The organism is Hwangdonia sp. (assembly GCF_048381975.1).
GTDB lineage: Bacteria > Bacteroidota > Bacteroidia > Flavobacteriales > Flavobacteriaceae > Hwangdonia > Hwangdonia seohaensis.
This window is the reverse complement of sequence record NZ_JBLWYT010000002.1, coordinates 276,917-296,595: the sequence shown is the minus strand read 5'-3', so window position 1 is coordinate 296,595 and position 19,679 is coordinate 276,917. Positions and strand designations below refer to the sequence as shown.

19 protein-coding genes and 4 tRNA genes are annotated in these 19,679 nt (G+C 36.7%); 3 read left to right on the top strand and 20 right to left on the bottom strand.

Annotation, left to right across the window (positions count from 1 at the left end):
• Position 1: 1 nt before the first annotated feature.
• The 8 genes from tuf to rpsU form a co-directional block, all read right to left on the bottom strand.
• Positions 2-1,189, bottom strand: a complete 1,188-nt coding sequence (gene tuf, locus ACN5J7_RS05215) for an elongation factor Tu (protein ID WP_311941558.1) — start codon at positions 1,187-1,189, stop codon at positions 2-4.
• A 70-nt stretch (positions 1,190-1,259) separates the two neighbouring features.
• Positions 1,260-1,331: transfer RNA gene (locus ACN5J7_RS05210), tRNA-Thr, on the bottom strand.
• Positions 1,332-1,424: 93 nt separating this feature from the next.
• Positions 1,425-1,497, bottom strand: a tRNA-Gly gene (locus ACN5J7_RS05205).
• A 191-nt stretch (positions 1,498-1,688) separates the two neighbouring features.
• Positions 1,689-1,770, bottom strand: a tRNA-Tyr gene (locus tag ACN5J7_RS05200).
• Positions 1,771-1,834: 64 nt separating this feature from the next.
• Positions 1,835-1,908: transfer RNA gene (locus ACN5J7_RS05195), tRNA-Thr, on the bottom strand.
• Positions 1,909-2,008: 100 nt separating this feature from the next.
• The gene (gene hpf / locus ACN5J7_RS05190) at positions 2,009-2,311 is read right to left on the bottom strand and encodes a ribosome hibernation-promoting factor, HPF/YfiA family (RefSeq protein ID WP_311941556.1); all 303 of its coding nucleotides are present in this window, start codon (positions 2,309-2,311) and stop codon (positions 2,009-2,011) included.
• Positions 2,312-2,435: 124 nt separating this feature from the next.
• Entirely contained in the window at positions 2,436-3,326 is an 891-nt protein-coding gene (locus ACN5J7_RS05185) for a tyrosine-type recombinase/integrase (RefSeq protein ID WP_311941554.1), read from the bottom strand.
• Positions 3,327-3,629: 303 nt separating this feature from the next.
• Positions 3,630-3,824, bottom strand: coding sequence for a 30S ribosomal protein S21 (gene rpsU, locus ACN5J7_RS05180; RefSeq protein ID WP_311941551.1), 195 nt, complete (start codon positions 3,822-3,824; stop codon positions 3,630-3,632).
• Between the two features lie 287 nt (positions 3,825-4,111).
• On the opposite strand from rpsU, the gene ACN5J7_RS05175 reads away from it, so the two are divergent.
• Complete coding sequence (locus ACN5J7_RS05175; RefSeq protein ID WP_418603092.1) at positions 4,112-4,618, top strand: hypothetical protein; 507 nt, start codon at positions 4,112-4,114, stop codon at positions 4,616-4,618.
• Positions 4,619-4,996: 378 nt separating this feature from the next.
• Here ACN5J7_RS05175 and ACN5J7_RS05170 read toward each other — a convergent pair whose 3' ends face one another.
• The 6 genes from ACN5J7_RS05170 to ACN5J7_RS05145 all read right to left on the bottom strand — a co-directional run bounded on the left by ACN5J7_RS05170 (position 4,997) and on the right by ACN5J7_RS05145 (position 11,480).
• Complete coding sequence (locus tag ACN5J7_RS05170; protein WP_311941544.1) at positions 4,997-6,163, bottom strand: acyl-CoA dehydrogenase family protein; 1,167 nt, start codon at positions 6,161-6,163, stop codon at positions 4,997-4,999.
• A 30-nt stretch (positions 6,164-6,193) separates the two neighbouring features.
• On the bottom strand, positions 6,194-7,075 hold the full coding sequence (locus ACN5J7_RS05165; RefSeq protein ID WP_418603091.1) for a ComEA family DNA-binding protein: 882 nt from the start codon (positions 7,073-7,075) through the stop codon (positions 6,194-6,196).
• 97 nt (positions 7,076-7,172) lie between these two features.
• Positions 7,173-8,819, bottom strand: coding sequence for an alanine/glycine:cation symporter family protein (locus ACN5J7_RS05160; RefSeq protein ID WP_418603090.1), 1,647 nt, complete (start codon positions 8,817-8,819; stop codon positions 7,173-7,175).
• Positions 8,820-8,926: 107 nt separating this feature from the next.
• Entirely contained in the window at positions 8,927-9,940 is a 1,014-nt protein-coding gene (locus tag ACN5J7_RS05155) for a potassium channel protein (protein ID WP_311941538.1), read from the bottom strand.
• Complete coding sequence (locus ACN5J7_RS05150) at positions 9,937-10,164, bottom strand: PspC domain-containing protein (RefSeq protein ID WP_311941535.1); 228 nt, start codon at positions 10,162-10,164, stop codon at positions 9,937-9,939. Before ACN5J7_RS05150 ends, ACN5J7_RS05155 begins: the two co-directional genes overlap by 4 nt.
• A 44-nt stretch (positions 10,165-10,208) precedes the next feature.
• Complete coding sequence (locus ACN5J7_RS05145) at positions 10,209-11,480, bottom strand: DUF2851 family protein (RefSeq protein WP_418603089.1); 1,272 nt, start codon at positions 11,478-11,480, stop codon at positions 10,209-10,211.
• 303 nt (positions 11,481-11,783) lie between these two features.
• On the opposite strand from ACN5J7_RS05145, the gene ACN5J7_RS05140 reads away from it, so the two are divergent.
• Complete coding sequence (locus tag ACN5J7_RS05140) at positions 11,784-12,368, top strand: Crp/Fnr family transcriptional regulator (RefSeq protein ID WP_418603088.1); 585 nt, start codon at positions 11,784-11,786, stop codon at positions 12,366-12,368.
• A gap of 199 nt (positions 12,369-12,567) precedes the next feature.
• Here ACN5J7_RS05140 and guaB read toward each other — a convergent pair whose 3' ends face one another.
• The 6 genes from guaB to ACN5J7_RS05110 all read right to left on the bottom strand — a co-directional run bounded on the left by guaB (position 12,568) and on the right by ACN5J7_RS05110 (position 18,587).
• Entirely contained in the window at positions 12,568-14,040 is a 1,473-nt protein-coding gene (gene guaB, locus ACN5J7_RS05135; protein ID WP_418603087.1) for an IMP dehydrogenase, read from the bottom strand.
• 59 nt (positions 14,041-14,099) lie between these two features.
• On the bottom strand, positions 14,100-14,870 hold the full coding sequence (locus ACN5J7_RS05130) for an Insecticidal toxin complex protein (RefSeq protein WP_418603086.1): 771 nt from the start codon (positions 14,868-14,870) through the stop codon (positions 14,100-14,102).
• Positions 14,871-15,119: 249 nt separating this feature from the next.
• Complete coding sequence (locus tag ACN5J7_RS05125; protein ID WP_418603085.1) at positions 15,120-15,608, bottom strand: hypothetical protein; 489 nt, start codon at positions 15,606-15,608, stop codon at positions 15,120-15,122.
• Positions 15,609-16,136 (bottom strand): FMN-binding protein, encoded by a 528-nt coding sequence (locus tag ACN5J7_RS05120; protein ID WP_418603084.1) that lies wholly within the window; start codon positions 16,134-16,136, stop codon positions 15,609-15,611.
• 255 nt (positions 16,137-16,391) lie between these two features.
• On the bottom strand, positions 16,392-17,555 hold the full coding sequence (locus tag ACN5J7_RS05115; protein ID WP_418603083.1) for a hypothetical protein: 1,164 nt from the start codon (positions 17,553-17,555) through the stop codon (positions 16,392-16,394).
• A 168-nt stretch (positions 17,556-17,723) separates the two neighbouring features.
• A complete protein-coding gene (locus ACN5J7_RS05110; protein ID WP_418603082.1) occupies positions 17,724-18,587 on the bottom strand; it encodes a hydroxymethylglutaryl-CoA lyase in 864 nt (287 codons plus the stop codon).
• Positions 18,588-18,687: 100 nt separating this feature from the next.
• On the opposite strand from ACN5J7_RS05110, the gene ACN5J7_RS05105 reads away from it, so the two are divergent.
• Complete coding sequence (locus tag ACN5J7_RS05105) at positions 18,688-19,647, top strand: spondin domain-containing protein (protein ID WP_418603081.1); 960 nt, start codon at positions 18,688-18,690, stop codon at positions 19,645-19,647.
• The last annotated feature ends 32 nt before the right edge of the window (positions 19,648-19,679 follow it).

The window sequence follows — 19,679 nt, the reverse complement described above, 5'->3', positions numbered from 1 at the left end:
TTTAGTCTAAAATTTCAGTTACTTGACCTGCTCCTACTGTTCTACCACCTTCACGGATTGCGAAACGCAAACCTACGTTCATTGCGATAGGCTGAATTAATTCAACAGTAATAGTTAAGTTGTCTCCAGGCATAACCATTTCAACACCATCAGGAAGCGCAATGTTTCCTGTTACGTCAGTTGTACGTACGTAGAACTGTGGACGGTAGTTGTTGTGGAATGGTGTGTGACGTCCACCCTCTTCTTTTTTAAGGATATAAACCTCAGCTTTAAATTTAGCGTGAGGAGTTACCGAACCAGGTTTAGTAATTACCATACCTCTTGAGATTTGAGTTTTCTCAATACCTCTTAATAAGATACCAGCGTTATCTCCTGCTTCACCTCTATCTAATATTTGACGGAACATTTCGATACCTGTAATGGTAGAAGTTAATTTCTCAGCACCCATACCAATAATCTCTACTGGATCTCCTGTATTAGCTACACCAGTCTCAATACGACCTGTTGCAACAGTACCACGACCTGTAATTGAGAATACATCTTCAATAGGCATTAAGAAAGGCTTGTCCATATCACGTACAGGCTCTTCAATCCACTCATCACAAGCTTTCATTAATTCCAATACCGTATCTACCCATTTTTGCTCACCGTTAAGTGCACCTAAAGCAGAACCAGAAATTACCGGACCATTATCTCCATCGTACTCATAGAAAGATAATAAGTCTCTGATTTCCATATCTACCAATTCAAGTAATTCTTCGTCATCAACCATATCCACTTTGTTCATGAATACAACAATACGAGGAATTCCTACCTGACGGCCCAATAAGATATGCTCACGAGTTTGTGGCATAGGTCCATCAGTAGCAGCAACTACTAAAATAGCGCCATCCATTTGTGCAGCACCAGTTACCATGTTTTTTACGTAATCCGCGTGACCTGGACAGTCAACGTGTGCATAGTGACGATTTGCTGTTTGATATTCTACGTGTGAAGTATTAATTGTAATACCTCTTTCTTTTTCTTCTGGTGCGTTATCAATTTGGTCAAATGATCTCGCTTCTGAGAAACCTGCATCAGCTAATACTTTAGTAATAGCAGCAGTTAAAGTTGTTTTACCGTGATCTACGTGTCCAATTGTACCAATATTTAAGTGTGGTTTTGAACGATCGAAAGTTGCCTTTGCCATGTTTTAATAATTTAATCTTAGTTATATAATAATATTAGTGTATTCTGTTTTTATACTCTTTAAAATATAGAGCCAATGACGAGATTTGAACTCGTGACCTCTTCCTTACCAAGGAAACGCTCTACCCCTGAGCTACACCGGCGTAAAGTTTTTAATTTCCTATTCTCTCAAAAACAATCTTTTTTTGATTGTATTATAATGAAAGAAGAGATTCCTGCCTTCGCAGGAATTTTTGAGCGGGAGACCAGGTTCGAACTGGCGACATTCAGCTTGGAAGGCTGACGCTCTACCAACTGAGCTACTCCCGCATTTTTTTGAATGAGTTCCAATAAAAAAAATCAAATTACAACCCCCGGAAGAAGCCGAAATTGATTGAAGAATTCAGTCAACTGGTGTTCAATACCTATATGAACGATTCCAAAGCTTGAAACAAAACTTTTTTTTGAAGTTTGTTTTTTGCTATTGGAATTTTCAATTTCTGCCGAAGCAAAAATTTTTGTGGGGAGAGCAGGATTCGAACCTGCGAAGACGTAGTCAGCAGATTTACAGTCTGCCCTCGTTGGCCGCTTGAGTATCTCCCCAAACTATTCGAAATCCGGACTTTAAAACCTTGAATTTCAAACGTTTTCAATATTTCAATTTTAGAGCCGATGGAGGGACTCGAACCCACGACCTGCTGATTACAAATCAGCTGCTCTAGCCAGCTGAGCTACATCGGCTTTTTTACACTTTTTTAGCATAAAAAAAGCCCGCTATTTCTAACGGACTGCAAATGTAGAGATTTATTTTTTTATTCAAAACATTTTTTAAGAAATTTTATTATAAATGTGCTCTTAATTTTTCTTTTCGCTTTTTTAGTTGCCTTTCTAACGACGAAACAGCCATATCTGCGCCCTCTTCAAAACTTTTACACTGTTTTTTTACAACAAAGCTATCTCCCGGAACACTTACCCTAGCCTCAAAGACTTTATTTTCCTTATCGCTAGTGTTTTCTACTTTTAAATAAACATCAGATTTTATTACTTTATCATAAAACATATCCAATTTATCCATGCGTTTTTGAATAAAATCTATTAACTTTTGATCTGCGTTAAAATTAACTGATTGTGTGTTTACTTTCATCGGTTATTCTTTTTTAGGTTATTAAATTGATCAAATGTAATTTGCCCATAATCATGTTAAATAGCATTTACCTATTATTATGGCTCGTTACATGTTCTTTTTATTAGGTTAGACAAACAAACTTTTATTTTTCACTCCTAGGGTGTGCTTTTACGTGCACTTTTTTAAGTTCAGCTATACTATTGTGCGTATAAACTTGTGTTGCCGCCAAACTGGTGTGCCCCAAAAGCTCTTTTACCGCATTTAAATCGGCACCTTGATTAAGTAAATGAGTTGCAAATGAATGCCTTAATATATGTGGACTCTTTTTTACTTTGGATGATGCCAAACTAAAATAATCATTTATTATTCTGTAAACAAGTGTTTCGTATATTTTAACTCCTTTTTTCGTTAAAAACAGCATATCGGCATCTGCAATACGTTCTAATTTACTTCTTGAAATTAAATATTGTTTTATTGTTTTGGTAACTGAATTTAATAACGGAACGATGCGTTCTTTATTTCTCTTTCCCAACACTTTTAACGTTTTATTATCTAAATTAAGACTGGTTAGCTGGAGCTCAATCAGTTCTATGCGTCTTATGCCGGTGGTGTAAAACAATTCGATGATTAGTTTGTTGCGAATGCCCTCAAAATCATCATCAAAATGCATATCATTCAAAACCTTCATTATTTCGTCTTCTGAAAAAGGGACTTGAATTTTTTTACTCGTTTTTAAGGCCTTGTGTTTGGAAAGTGGATTGGTTTCAATTTCGCCAATTTTTAAAAGAAATTTATAATAGGTGCTTAAGGCTGATATTTTCCGGTTAACACTTCGGTTTGCTAGTCCGCTTTCCACCAAGGAAACTATCCAATGTCTTATTTGCGGATAATTGACCTTATTAATGGTATGGGTTTCGAATTCGGTTTTTATGAATGCTGAAAAATTTTCCAAATCGTTTTGATAGGCATTTACTGTTAATGCCGAATAGTTTTTTTCTAACAATAGATAATCTGTGAAGGATTTGAATGTCATGTTCAAGGTTCAGAGTTCAGAGTTCAAGATTCAGAGTTCAGAGTTCAGAGTTCAAGATACAATGTTTTATTGAATCTTGGTTTAATTGGTTTCTTTTTGGCAGGTCTCGATAATTATCCCGATCGCCGATTTTAACGGATTGCATTTTGGTTGATTCACGGAGATGCGGCGTATGTGCTTTTTAGCTTTTAATCGCAACTATTTAGGTTTCCGGTTTTTTTAAAATATGGTGTTGTAATTTATAAAATTTTAAACAAAAAAATCCCGCAAATTGCGGGATTTTTATATTATAAGTGGCAGATATTATACTTCTTCTGCATCTCTTAAACGTTGAATGTACTGTGCTTTTTGAACTTGAGCTCTACGTACAACTGAAGGTTTGTTAAACTGCTTGCGTTCTTGCAACTGGTTTTTTACCGTTGTTCTTACAAACTTACGCTTGTAACGCTTTAACGCTCTATCTATATTTTCTCCTTCTTTTACTGGTATTATTAACATAGTGTCTTAACCTCCTCTCTTTTAGAATTTTCAGGATGCAAATATAAAAAGTAATTTTAAATCCACAATTATAAAAGTTATTATTTTTTTAAAGTGGTTTTTTAATGAAAAACGGCACTTGATTTTGTCAGAAAAAAATGATAACTTCGTTTAACGGCTGATAAAAAAACGTTAAAACGATTTCATATCAGTAAAGCATTGGCAATAATTAAAACCAAATGAGAAACCTACTGATTTTATTAATGTTTTTTACTTTCAACAAACTGATTTCGCAAGAAATAATCGGAATGAAAGAAGTCTACATTGAGAATAATTTGGTTTATAAAGTCATTGACGACGAACTCTTTACAGGAATTGCTCAAGTCAAACGTAAAAATGAACATTTAGTTTATGAAGAGGAATTTGAAAATGGTATTATTTTATACAGCTATTTATATTTCAACGGTAAAGAAAAAAGACTTTCGACAAAAACTATTTACAATCCAAATAAGCCCAATGTTCTTTCTAAAAAAATCATGTACAACCTTCAGAAAGAAATTTTTGAAATTCATACCTATAACGATGACGGAATAAAAATACTTCGAGAACAATTTACAAATGGAAAAGTATCTTATAGTTGTCAATATTTAGGAAAGAAAAAACACGGAATTGAATTGGGTTATAGAGATGGTGGAGAAAAAATGACTTTTCGTTGTGAGTATATTAATGGAAAGAAAAACGGAACAGAATATTGTCTAAAAGAAGATGGAACGGAAACTAAAAAACAATATAAACTCGGAAAAAGAATAAAATAACTATTGCCAACATTGTATAAAAATAATGCGTAAGTTTATTCCTCAATCTATAAGTCCGTGCTGATTTGCTTGCGTCCGATTTTCCTTCGGAAAATCTGCCTCTCTCAAATCCGCTACTATTCTTATACTAGACCGTTAAACTAACCTTTCCAAAAAAACCTAACTTTAAATTAAAAAAACAGGATAGCAAATAAGCGCGTTAGGGATTGCAACGGCATCCTTTTTTTGAAAGACATAAAACACCCTTTAATTTAGAACTAAAATTTGGCAAATAGCCACGTCGCTGACTCCTCGCTATGACGTAAAAAAAAGATACAGTGGAAAGCCCGACCCCGCTTCGGGAGCCTTAGCGACCAAACGGGGTAACGCCCAAAACATTTAAGTTGCCGGTTTGTACTCCTTTTTATCAATGATGATTTTTGCCAATATTTCCCTTAAAATCTCGGAAGTACCACCGCCTATTGGCCCTAAGCGGCTGTCGCGCAGCAGTCTTGCCATGGGGTAATCTTCCATATAACCGTAACCGCCCAAAAACTGTAGGCACTGGTAAATAACCTCGTCGGCCATTTTGGTGGATTTAAGCTTAGACATCGACGCTTCTTTTACCACGTATTCGCCTTTGTTTAATCTGTAAGCCACCGCGTAGTTAAAGGTTTTGCAAATTTCCATATCGGCATAAAGTTCGGCTGCGGTGTGGCGTAGCGCCTGAAATTTATCGATGGACGTTCCGAAAGCCATACGTTCAGACATATATTTTAGCGCATATTCCAAAGCGTATTCTGCTCTGGCGTGTGCGTTTACGCCCATAATTAAACGCTCTAACGAGAAATGCTGCATGATGTACGGAAAGCCTTTATTTTCTTCGCCCAACAAATTGGTTGCCGGCACCTTTACATTATCGAAGGCTATTTCTCCGGTATCGGAAGCGCGCCAACCCAACTTATCTAATTTGGTGGCAGATACACCAGCGGTTCCCCTATCGATAACAAAAATACTAATGCCTTTGTTACCCAATTCCGGATTTGTTTTGGCTGCCACAACTAAATAGTCGCTAACCACTCCATTGGTAATAAAAGTTTTCGATCCGTTTATAATATAATGGTCGCCATGTTTAACGGCTGTGGTACGCATGCCTGCCACATCGCTACCGCCAAAAGGTTCGGTAATGCACAAACACCCTATTTTATCGCCAGCAATACTCGGTGCCAAATAGCGTTCTTTTATATCGTGGTTGCCCTCGGCATTAAGATGCGTCATGGCCAAATAGCAGTGCGCCCAAATGGCCGCGGCAAAACCACCGGAGTTTATTTTTTGAAGTTCTTCAAGAAGAATAACGGTGTAGAAAAGGTCTAGATTCAGTCCGCCATAAGCCTCAGGGTAATTGATGCCAAAAAAGCCCATATCGCCCATTTTTTTCCAAATGAAGTGTTCGATATTTCCGGTGCTTTCCCATTTGTCAATATGCGGAACGACTTCTTTGGTTAAAAAATCCTGCAAACTTTTTCTAAAAAGTTGATGCTCTTCGGTGAAGTACATTGTATCCATTAGCGTTTTTTTTCTTTCTATTCAATAGCCTTATTCAATCGACAAATATAATTTAATTATCTCGAATTTATTTACAGGAAAGCCGTTTACTTTTTTTAGTTCATCCAAGGATTTGTATCCGTCTCTTAATTGGCGTTGCTCAACAATATCGTGTGCCAAATCGTAATCGATGTGCTGAATGGTAACAAGGTCTTCAATCGCAGCCTCGTTTATATTGATTTTTTTGACAGTCCTTGGGGTTTTAACGGTAAACTGTTCCGTAATTTTTTCGATGACTTCGGGAGTTAATCCGTAAACATCCTGTAGCTGAACATCGGCGATAAATCCACCGGAAAATGTATTTCTGAATTTTACAATACGCTCTGAATAATAGGCGCCCACCCCATTTACTTTTTGAAGTTGTTTTGCCGTTGCCGTGTTTAAATCTTGTTTTTGAGCGAAGGTTTTTGGCGTATTATTGTAAACCATTACATTGGCTTTTGGCTTAGGATTTGTAACCCAATCGGGGAATTTAAAATAGGGCGATATGGCATTTAAAAGCGAATCGGATATTTTGGTTACCTGTTGAAATTCCTCAGTACTATTCACCCATTTATCCTGTTTCCTAAAAGCGTGCAATCGGTCTATTTCTTCGTTTGACATACCCAGGGAAGCGCCTTTATAATCGGTGATATAGTTGGGATTGAAAGGATATATTTTTGGTTGCCTCGCTTCAAGTTCAACCTGTTTAAGGGAGTCAATTTCTTTTTGGAATTTTTTGAGTTCTTCTCGATTTACCGAGAGTTCTTTTACATCGTTCCCTGCGGTTAACGGGACCACAAAAAAATAAACACCCTGTAATATTATGATTAAAAGTATTAATAAAAAAATCCCATTTCGCTGCTCTTTAGAAAACGTGAAATGGGATTTCATCTGTATAAATTTATTTTTAATTAGTCCGATGTAACATCCATATTATAATTATCGTTACTTGACAAAAATTCAGTTATGGCTGTTTCATTTTATATAATTACTTCTCCTCTTTGCTCGCTTTTATAGCGCCCAAATATTTACTCATTTCTTCTTTTACTTTAGGAAACAAGAAGAAAAGCCCAATCATGTTAGGGAAAACCAATGCTAAAATCATGGCATCAGAGAATTTTATAACCGCATCAAGCGTGGTTGAAGCCCCAATAACTACAAACAATAAAAACAATACTTTATAGGCTAAATCCGCTCCCTTTCCTCTACCGAATAAAAATTTCCAAGACTGCAATCCGTAATACGACCAAGATATCATGGTTGAAAAAGCAAACAAAATAATGGCAACCGTTAACACATAAGAAAAATGAGGAATTACCGCATCAAAAGCCCTTGAGGTAAGTTCTACACCGCCAACAGCCCTACCTGTTTCGTTTAAAATAACATTTCCCGCACCGTCTCCTCCATAAGTGAATGCCGCTTGAACCGTTGATGCATCATCCATATTAAAAAAGATAATTACCAAGGCTGTCATGGTACAAATAACCACAGTATCGATAAAAGGCTCCAACAGCGCCACAACACCTTCTGAAGCTGGATACTTTGTTTTTACGGCAGAATGCGCTATGGCTGCAGAACCTGCTCCCGCCTCGTTGGAGAAAGCCGCACGTTGAAAACCTACAATAAGCACTCCAACTATACCGCCTAATCCCGCCATGGGCGTAAAGGCTCCTTCTAAAATTAAGGAAAAGGCATCATCGATAAATCTATAATTAGCTCCAATAATAATTAAGGCTGCCAACACATAAATACCTGCCATAAAAGGCACTATTTTTTCGGTTACATTGGCTATTCTTTTTATGCCTCCAATAATTACAACCGCAACAATTATGGCAATTACCAAGCCAATCCAAAATCCAGCGGTTTGAAAGTTCCATCCCACTAAATCGGATAATTGTTGAGCCGCTTGATTGGACTGAAATGCATTACCACCACCAAAGGAAGCGCCAACACAAAGTATGGCAAACAGTACCGCTAAAAATTTCCCTATACCTTTAAAACCGCGCTCTTGTAATCCTTTTGACAAGTAATACATGGGGCCGCCATAAACGGTTCCGTCTTCTCCTACATCTCTATATTTTACACCCAGTGTACATTCAACAAATTTCGTGGACATCCCAATTAAACCACAAACGATCATCCAAAAAGTGGCACCCGGTCCACCAATGGCAATAGCTACGGCAACCCCAGCGATATTACCTAAACCTACAGTACCCGAAACGGCCGTTGCCAAAGCTTGAAAATGGCTTACTTCCCCTTCTTTACTTTCATCTCTAATCGTGTCCGGCAAGTCGCCATCAACAATATTAACGGCAACTTTATTTTCGGCGTGGTGACCACCTTCAACATCATCATATTTTCCTCGAACCGTATTTATGGCCAAAGGGAATCTTCGGATATTGGGAAATCCAAAATAAACGGTAAAAAAAGTAGCGCCCAAAACCAATAAAATAACCACAAAAGGCACGTTGTATTCGCCCAAACTTACAGACGTTAAAACGAAGCCTTCCCACCAATCGGCAATAGGCTGGAAAGCCCTATCGATGCGTTGGCCAAAGCTTAGTTCTTCTATTTCTTGTGCGTATGTTAAAATGGGTAATAATAAGGTGAAAATTGAAAGAAGACACTTCTTCATAATTGTCTATTGTTAGTTAGTTTTATTAAGGAATAAATATTTAAAGCTAGCAAGATGCTAAAAATAATTGATTTTTTAAAACAATTGGTTGTTAAATAGCGAATACGTTAATTAATATTATACACAGAATTAAGCAGTTCAATTTGTTCGGGTCGGCCTAAAACAATAATTTTTGAATGAGGGGCAAGATCTAAATCCGCCTCTGGGTTTACGATGTATTCTCCGTTTTCATTTTTATAGCCAATCACCGAGCAACCTGTTTTTTTTCTGAGGTCTAAATCCTTAATGGTTTTAATTTCCTTGGTTAATTTTTCAACGGCAATCTCTTCAATATTTATATTTGATTTCCCAACGATTGAAAGGTTATCTACAAACTCCATTAACCCCGGAACCACAACCAAGGACGCCATGTGATCGCCACCAATTTTATCTGGCAAAATAACATTATTGGCACCTGCAAGTTTTAATTTTTTATATGAGGTTTCTTGAGAGGCGCGACTTATAATATTTATATCCTTGTTTATTTGTCTGGCAGAAAGGACGATAAACAAATTATCGGCATCGTTTGGCAAAGCCGTTATTAAGCACGATGCCCTATCAATGCCTGCCTGTATTAAAGTTTCGTCTTCACTAGCATTACCCAAAACAAACGGGGTTTCTTCGTTTCCAACTTTATCGACCAATTCTTTGTCTTTTTCAACAATAACAAATGGTTTATTGTAGGCTAATAATTTTCTTGCAGCTTGTCTCCCATTTCTTCCGTAACCACAAATTATAATGTGATTTTTTAAGTTATCAATCTTTTTCTGCATCTTTTTTTGTTTTAATTCTTCAAAATTATTCTTGCTTAAAATATATTCGGTGATTACGGATAAGGCATACCCCAAAATAAAAACACTGGTTAAAATTAAAAATATGGTGAATATTTTTGTGGCGTCGTCTAGTGGGTGCACTTCTTTAAAACCAACGGTTGTAATGGTTATAACGGTCATGTAAAGTGCATCGATCCAGGTGTAATAGGACATCGATTTAAAGCCAACAACACCAATGCCCACCAATAGAATCAACAGAAAAATTGCCGTATAGATTTTTGTTCTAAAAATTTTTATTAGTGGATTCATAAATCAAAAACCGATGAGCGTTTTGTATAAACCAAATCTTTAACATGCATCCAAAAGGCCAAAAATAAGTACAGCGCAAAACCAAAACCAACCGTTACAAAAGTAAGATACATAAACGTGGTGCGCACCACTTTAGCCCTAATACCAAACCTGTCGGCTATACGCTGACAAACATAATATCCGTGCTTCTGAAAAAACAATAATGGTTTGTAAAAAATGTTCATGTTGCAATTTAACACTAACTTTTTTAGTTTAAAAGTTTATACGTTTATTTGTTTAAAAGTGTATTTCCTATAGCACATTGCAAGCACTTATTTTTAGTGCAATATTCGTTTTTTAGCTGAAGCAGAGCTTGTGATTGCAAAGCTGAAGTCGATACTTTTTTAAGCGCATTGAATTTTTCTATAACACTGTTTTTTTCTGAAGAAATGTGCCGCATTAGTTTTACGATATCCGCTTCAACCTGTTTGCCTCGATACTTGGCGTATGCGAATTTTATGGGAATAATGGTATTGATCATCAATAAATCGATAAACGCTTTTGTGAGTTGTTTTTTTGATGTTTTTGAAACTTTGTCGAAGGTATAGTGCGATTCCCAAAACGCAGATGTTTGTACCGAAAATAGCATATAAAAATCTTCAATATTGTTTATGTTATTGAGTTTTGAAAACAGGTTTTGCTCTTTGTGGTACAGACTTGCCAATTGCGATAAACGAACGGTTGGGAAGTTTGGTGGCCGTAACCTGAAAAACTGAACGGGCGTTATATTTTGATTGTTTAACGTAAATTTCTGTTTTAAAAATTGATACTCTTTGGCTAAATTTTGAAAATAGGCATCTTCAACATCGCCAATTAATAAATCGGCCTGCCCAAAAAACAAAGCTTCCAAACTGGTTTGGTTGTTTTGCAGTTTTCTAATCATGGAAAAATCCACGGTATTTGCCATACTTAAAAAAGCATCGGCGTTAACTTTAAGTCCGAAATTTTTAGCAAGCATTTTAAACAAAATCGCTTCCCAATCGTTTTTTGATGTTTTTAAAAGCTGGTTTATATCTTCAGATTTCCGCTCTAAACGCTCAAAATATAAGCGCTCCAACCAGTTTTGGATTATAAAATCATCAACACTTTTAAAATCGTTTTCGCAATTAATCCACTTATTGGTTTTCGAAAATAATTGTCGGTAGTTTTTTAATGCCGATTTAAAGGTATACGCTTTCAGCTCCAAAGTGGGAATTGCCGTGTTATTCTTTCTGTAAATATTGGTATCGTGTTCCCAAACCACGTGTAGAATTACATTATCATAAGCCTTGTCTTGCTCGTGATTGTGCAAAAACCAATCGGAAGATTTAATATGAATTTCTACATTTCCCGCCCAAAGCTGGTCGTCAATTTTTAGTTGGGCGTTAAAAAAATCAGGTCCTGAATTCCTATTGTGTTGTCCAACTGAAACAATGGAAACCGGTTCTGCATCGGTGGTTTTTAAATTAGATGCATCAAATTTTTTGTGTTGCCAGACGTAATGTAGAAAATCCTCTTGCATACAACTAAAATAGAAAAAGAATTGAAAACTTATTATTTATGAAGCATAATTAAGACGGCTCCTGTTATAGTTTTAACGTACTTAAGCAGGTAATTAAAACCTTTAATTGTTAATTTACAAAATCTCAACAGACTTATTTTCAACACAGTAAAGTATTAGATGATATTAAAAGGAAGGAATCTCATCATAAAAGCAATGTGTTTTTTTGCATTAAAGTAGATTGACTAGTTTATCATATAATACAACGACTTTAATATGTGTATAAAGCGATTTTTCGTACTTTAAAGGTTTAATTTACTCAGGGTGGATACTCAAAATTCCATAGCAAAAAAAATATTTAAAAATCTTACTTTCTCAAATCAAGAAATAAAGATTATTGATGCTTTGTTCCATAAAGAAACTCACAAAAAAGGCGCAATACTTTTAAAGGCCGGCGACGTGGTTGACGCCCAATATTATATTGAAGATGGCTGTTTGCGTTCGTTTCATATAAATTCCAAAGGAAAGGAATACACGGTACAGTTTGGTTTTACTGATTGGTGGATTAGCGATTTCACGGCATTTTTTTCAAAATCAAAAGCCATATTAACTATAGAGGTCTTGCAAGACGCTACGTTGTACCGCATATCGAAAGAAGACAAAGAGTTTTTATATGCGAAAATACCCAAAGTAGAAACCTTTTTTAGAATAAAATTGGAACGCGCTTTTGCATCTTTCCAAAAACGAATTCTGGCAGGTTTATCGCAATCTGCAACCGAGCGCTACATTAATTTTGTTAAGACGTTTCACAATATCCAACAATGTTTAAAAAACTACCACATTGCGTCTTATTTGGGTATTACCACAGAAAGTTTAAGCCGAATTAGAAAAGAATTATCGAGTAACTGAATTTATTATCATACATCAATTTTTTTAACGATTTATCATCATACATTTGCTACATCGTTGAGATTGACAACATACTTATTGTAAATCCCTATGATTAATAGCAAAAGTAAAAGCGCATTTATTCTATGCGCTTTTTTTATATCTTCTTATAAAATAAATGAAAACCCGTTAATAAATAAGCTCAAAAAGCCTATTAAAACTACCTTGAATAATTAGGAGATTCTTTGGTAATGGTAACGTCGTGCGGATGGCTTTCGTTAATGCCACTTGCCGTGATTTTTACAAACCGCCCGGTTTCTTTTAGCGTCGCGATGTCTTTGGCACCACAATATCCCATTCCTGCGCGTAAACCGCCAATAAACTGGTGAATGCTTTCATATAAATCGCCTTTATAAGGTACACGCCCCACAATACCTTCGGGTACTAATTTTTTAATATCGTCTTCAACATCTTGAAAGTAACGGTCTTTGCTACCTTGTTTCATCGCTTCCACAGAACCCATACCTCGATACGATTTAAACTTTCGGCCTTCGTAAATAATGGTTTCACCGGGAGATTCTTTGGTACCCGCTAATAGAGAACCAAGCATCACTGTATCTGCTCCCGCAGCAATCGCTTTGGGTATATCGCCAGTATAACGGATGCCGCCATCTGCAATTACCGGAACACCACTTCCTTTTATAGCTTCAGCGACTTCAATAACTGCCGAAAATTGCGGAAAACCAACCCCTGCAATTACTCGCGTGGTACAAATTGAACCTGGGCCTATGCCCACTTTTACAGCATCGGCACCGGCATCAACCAAATATCTTGCTGCTTCGGCCGTTGCAATATTGCCCACAATAACATCAAGCTCTGGGAATTTGGATTTTATTTCTTTTAACACCAACACTACGCCTTTTGTGTGCCCATGCGCCGTATCGATAACTACGGCATCAACACCGGCGTTTACTAAAGCTTCTGCCCTTTCAACCGCATCACCGGTAACGCCAATGGCCGCAGCCACACGTAAACGACCGTATTGGTCTTTATTGGCATTTGGTTTTTGGGTAACTTTTGTAATATCCCTAAAGGTAATTAAACCAGATAGTTTAAAGTTATCATCAACAATAAGTAACTTTTCAATTTTATGTTTTTGGAGAATCTTTTCAGCATCTTGCAACGAGGTGCCTATAGCCGATGTTACTAGATTTTCACTCGTCATAACCTCGCTAATTAGCCGCGTGTTATCGTGTTCGAAACGCAAATCGCGATTGGTAACAATACCTTTTAATGTACGGTCTTCGCTAACAATAGGAATACCTCCAATACCATATTCGGCCATATATTGTTTAGCATCGCCAACCTTTGCATTGAGTGGTAAAGTAACCGGATCAATAATCATACCGCTTTCCGCACGCTTTACCCTTCTAACTTTTAAGGCCTGCTCTTCAATTGTCATGTTTTTGTGCAGTACACCAATGCCGCCTTCTTGCGCCATAGCAATGGCCATTTTACTTTCGGTAACGGTATCCATGGCCGCCGAAATAATGGGCACGTTAATGGTAATGTTGCGTGTGAATTTGGTTTGAATATTAACCTCGCGAGGAAGTACTTCTGAGAATGCTGGGACCAAAAGAACGTCGTCGTATGTTAAACCTTCTCCTAATATTTTATTTTGTTGTGAAGTCATTTTGCAATTAACGTTAAATTGCGTGCAAATATACAATATAAATATCAAGTAATTGTTAATTATTTGTATCTGTTTTTGCAATACGTTCTCAATGTATTGAAGGCGTATTTATATCGCGCCTCGGCATTTGAAAGGTTGCCTTTAAACCGAATGGCCTTTGGCACCACCCACGCATATAAAAATGTTCCTTTAGCAATACGCTGAAACTTTTTCAGGCTTCGTTCGTCCATGGTTTTGTAAATAGGTGCAATCCAAAAATACTGCTCTTGGTACAGCATATCCTTATCCCATTGTACAGCGTTAGGGCCCGTATAGATTTTATGAGATTGGTATATTGAATTCAAAGGCACAAAAGCATCGTTAAAAACCAATTTGCTACCCCTGTTGGCGTACCCTAAAATTCTTTTGCTGGTAAATATGTCAAAGGGAAAAGATTCCATTTTATGCAATTTGGTGGAAATGAAATGCGCCATTTTAACCCAAACCACCTCGTGTCCTTTTTTATCGAGTTCGTTATACAACCACATGTAAAAAGCTTTGCGCTCTTTAATATTGACGTATTCTTTTGGTAAATTATGGGTTAAGTTATAGTGGTTGGCGCGTTGCCAAACCAGGGTGTTTTTTAGTCGGTCTGATTTTAACCAATCGGATGGTGAAAGATTTTGCTTTTCAGTGGTTTTCTGGTAGGTTTTTAGGTTTCTCCATTCTTTAGCTGAAACTGAGTTGCTGAAAATTATTATTATAAAAAAGGTAATCCATCGCATAATTGAATAAAAATACGGAAAAAACATTGCGTGTTCTGTAGTTAATACTTTTTTTGATACGTTCATTTTGTCTGGATACAAAACGAACCAAAAAATCAAAACGATTTATCAGGAAATTGCTGTGCACCATTCGCTTTAGTGCATTACTATTTAGGATATTTATTTGGCTTTTATTTTATAATCCTTATTTGGAATTCCAACATTATTTTTACAGCTCATTATTTCTGAAAATCGCTGCTTACGACGCTATCGGAATTTCAAGTAAGTATAATGTTTTTGAGTTGGTGTTCAGCATTCAGGAAAACAGCATGCTAATTATCTTTTTTGAAATAATTGTTTAAATACAATTAATACGGATAACGAATAAGTAAGGGTCATTAAAATACCGGAAAACATAACAATATACTTCATCCAGAGCATGCCTTTCCACAAGAGGTAAAGTCCGCCAAAAGTGAGCACGACCGAAACAAATGGCTCCACAATTAAGAATATTTTAAGCTTGTTATTTAATTTGGTTATGGCAACCAAAAGCCCAACCAAAAAGAAAATAATAGCCATGGATAAAATGTGGTTGTGCACCAAGGTTAGCATTTCTTGATCGCTTTTTTTAAAGCGCATCACGGTGGCGTTTTCATCGTCTTCGTTTCCTAAATATTGCTCTTCAATGCCATTTGGATTTGTTGAAGATGTTTCGCCAACAAACAATAATCCCGTAAAAAACCCAATACTTAATACAATAATAAAAGCACCGATTAATAATTTAATCTCTTTGGGAAGCGTAAATATTAATCCGTTTAGTTGCATTTACAATATGTTTTTTGAATGAAGGATTTTTAAAGATTTTAATAAGTTGTTCATGGCATTTGTCATGGAGCGTACCGAAATGGTTGCGCCCGAAATAGCGACTATATTATCGCCATAATTTAAGCTATCGGTTTGGGTTTTACCTGTAAATTGTTTTAACCAGCGTTTGCTGCCAATTTCGGCGCCATAATCTTCGCGATATATGAGTACTTTGGCTTTTAAAACCACCAAGTTTTTATCGAGTAATACCAAATAATCAAACTCATCGGTTTTACTTGGTGCTTTTGCAACGTAAGCGTATCCTAAAAGTTCGCTGTCCGTTTCTATTTTAAATAAATTATTTTCTTCGAATTTTGAAGGTAGGTTTTTTGCGATTTCGGGCGGGATTATTTTGGCATTAAACGAAAAGGTTTCGATATTAAAAGTACTTTTAATTTCTTTATCTACTTTTTTTTGAATGTTTTTTGGAAGTCCGAAAGCCATTAAAAAAAGCACCGTTATCGATATTGAAAGGTATTTAATATTCATGCTACAAAAGTATTCTTTTTTATTTTATTACAAACCAAATACAATGACGGCGCTCAATTTTAATAATTCCCATTTTGAAGGGAAAACAATTTTAGCAGAAACCTCGGAGGGTGACTCCGAGGAAACTTTATTTAATTTGCCATTGTGCTGGCCCGCGTTAGGGATTGAGGCGTTTGTTGAAGCTCCCCGACGTAGGAGGGAGCGACTGCCGAAAGCCCGACCCTTTTGGGTAACGCCCAAATTATTATTACATTTTTAGAACCAAACTCCAATTCCGAAGTTTAACTGCCCCATTGATTTGTTGCCAATGGCAGCGTTATCTAAAATTTGGTAATCTGCTTTTACCACCGCGCCGTTTGCTACGTGGTAGCTTAAACCTGTGGTCCACTCGTTTCTGTTGTAACCTAGGTTTCTGGCAATGCCTGCATCTTGTGTTGCGGCATGGGTATCGTACTGCTCGTAACGTACAAACGCATCCAGTTTTTGTTGGTTTGTAAGTGGCAATAAGTTGTATGCAGCTTCGGCATACCATCCTTTAAGCTCGCTACCCAAATTGGCACTGTTTAAATTGTTGTAAGCTGTTGCATCGCTAATTAATGCGTGGATGTATTGCCCTCTTGCCGAGAAACGCTTGTTGATGTAACGGGCATCTAAACCAAACATAGAGATACCTACGTCTGCGCCGTCAATCATGTCTACATCGTCCTCAGCTTGTGTGCGACCAAAGTATCCTGAAAGGCCCAAACGCAATCCTTGGATGCCGTAGTAATCTACTTTTGCCGAAAGGTTTGGCGTGTTTATTGTAGATTCCGCTCCTTTTTGACGGCCGTTACGCAAACCGTTGCTTCCGCCCAAAGTTTTGGTACCGTTTAAGGATGTGAATCCGTTAAAAATATAGGCTTGGTAACGTAAATTGGCGTTGTTAAATCTGCCGGTTACACCTACTCCAATTTCTCTCCATGTTGATGGCACAATGCTTTTATCAACATTTGGTCGTTCTACACCATTATAAGTTGTTGGCTCGTGATATTCGTTTACAATACCCATTGGCACCAACATTAAACCACCACGAATATTAAGGTTATCGTTTAAGCTGTAGTTTAAAAATGCTTGCTCGATGTACACTTCCTTAACGTGTTCGTATTCAATTTCGGTAACAAATTGCACCTTGTCGTTAAACTTGTAACCTAAAAGCATAACCATACGGTGCACGTCCATTTTACCGTTTGCACCTTCTGGCTGGTTGTAGTCAATTTGTGCGTATCCGCCAACGGTTATCCCATTAGAAGCGGTACCGTTTATTATGTTTTGTGCAGCGTTTTGCTGTTGGTTTTTTGTTGAAGTCGTATCTTGACTTACCGTTTGTGCAAAAGCAAATGCACTGATAAAAATTGCTGAAATTGTAATGACTCTTTTCATTGGTTAAATTTATTGTCTTTATTTAGACTAATTATAAATAGATTATGATTTTCGATTGCAAAAGTAAAAATGAAAATGACTTTAGCAAAGTTTATTTAGAATTATTTTAAATAAAATTTAACTTAAAAAGTTAATGAAGTGAAAATGAAACAAGTCATTTAAAAAAAATCAATGATAGTTATTAAATATTTTTGAAGCCTCGTTGTATGCGCTCTCAAAACTAAGGGCGTTTAAACTATTGTTTTTTTGCGACGTGAAGTAGGATAATAGTTTTTCGGTTGGCATATTGCCCGTTAACTCATCTTTTGCCATGGGGCATCCACCAAAACCTTGTATGGCGCCATCAAAACGCATGCAACCTGCTTTATAAGCGGCATCTACCTTTTCGAACCAAGTAGATGGGGTGGTGTGTAAATGCGCACCAAACTCAATATGCGGGTATTGTGGTATTAAATGTGAAAATAAATAGCTGATGCTTTCGGGGTTTGAAGTGCCCACGGTATCGCTTAACGATAAAATTTTAACACCCATTTTATTTAAGCGTTCGGTCCACTCGCCTACTATATTCACGTCCCACGGATCGCCGTAAGGATTCCCAAACCCCATGGAAATATAAACCACGACTTCCTTATTGCTTTGGTCGGCGATATTTAAAATGCCTTCTAAAATCGAAACCGATTGCGCTATCGTTTTATGTGTATTACGCATTTGAAAGTTTTCTGATATTGAAAACGGATAGCCTAAATAATCGATTTCTTTGTGGATTGATGCATTTTCAGCACCTCTTTGGTTGGCTACAATGGCCAATAATTTACTGGTGGTTTTGCTTAAATCCAATTGCGCTAAAACTTCGGCCGTATCCACCATTTGCGGGATGGCTTTTGGCGATACGAAACTTCCAAAATCTATGGTGTCAAATCCAACACGTAATAACGATTGGATATATTGCACTTTGTTAGCTGTTGGAATAAATGCCTTAATACCTTGCATGGCATCGCGTGGGCATTCAATTATCTTTACTTTTTTAGGCATTTAACACTTAAATATTCGACCATAAAAATACTATTATTTTGTAAGGGATTGCAATTTAATCAGACTTAAATATTTATTAAACCACTAAGCTATTAAACTCATGAAAAACTATACTTCGTTTACAGTCTTACTATTTTGTGTGTTTATTTCCATTAATAGCTTTGCGCAAAGTGTTGCAAATTACAGCATTGTTTTTGAGAGTTTTTGGGAGACCCCAACTGAAGATCCCGTAAACGGCATTAGCACTATTCCTCTACCAAGTAATCCGCATTGGTCGCCTCTAGCTATTGCTACGCATCAAACTGCAAACTCCATTTTGGAAATGGGAGCCACTGCTTCCGCTGGAATAGAATCGATAGCGGAAACAGGCGACACAACTGCTTTTCAAAACGAAGTAACTGCCAATGCCGATGCCGATAAATTTGTAATCGGTTCCGGATTAAACGCGGCTCAAGGCACTATTACAAAAAACATTCAGATAAGTTCAGATTACCCTTTTGTAAGTCTCGCTTCAATGATTGCCCCTAGCCCCGATTGGTTTATTGCCATTAATAGTGAAAATTTAAGATCTGGAAACAATGCTGTAAATAACGGGTGGAAAGCTTCTTTTACGTTAGATGTGTTTCCATACGATGCCGGTACAGAAGACGGCAATGGCTATTCTGGAAGTAATCCCGCATCCAATCCTTTAGGTGTTATTACAAGTTTGTTAAACCAGCCGCCTTTTGATGGTGTAAACTCTAATATGAGCCATAGAATTGGCACGGTAACCTTTAATTATATCGATTCTACTTTAAGTAATGATGATATTGACGTTTTAGAACATGTTTCCATCTATCCAAACCCGTCAAAAGGCAAAATTACGCTTTCAAACCTTAAAAACAGTGATTTAAAGTCAGTTCAAGTTTATAATATATTAGGACGATTGGTTAAAAACATACCCATTGGAAAAGGTCTGTCTAAATTAGAAATTGATTTATCGCATTTAAACACGGGTGTTTACCTTTTAAATTTAAAGTCCACGAAAAAGAGCACGACCAAAAAACTAGTAATCCATTGATTTTAAGTTGATAATTATAGATAAGCGATAAA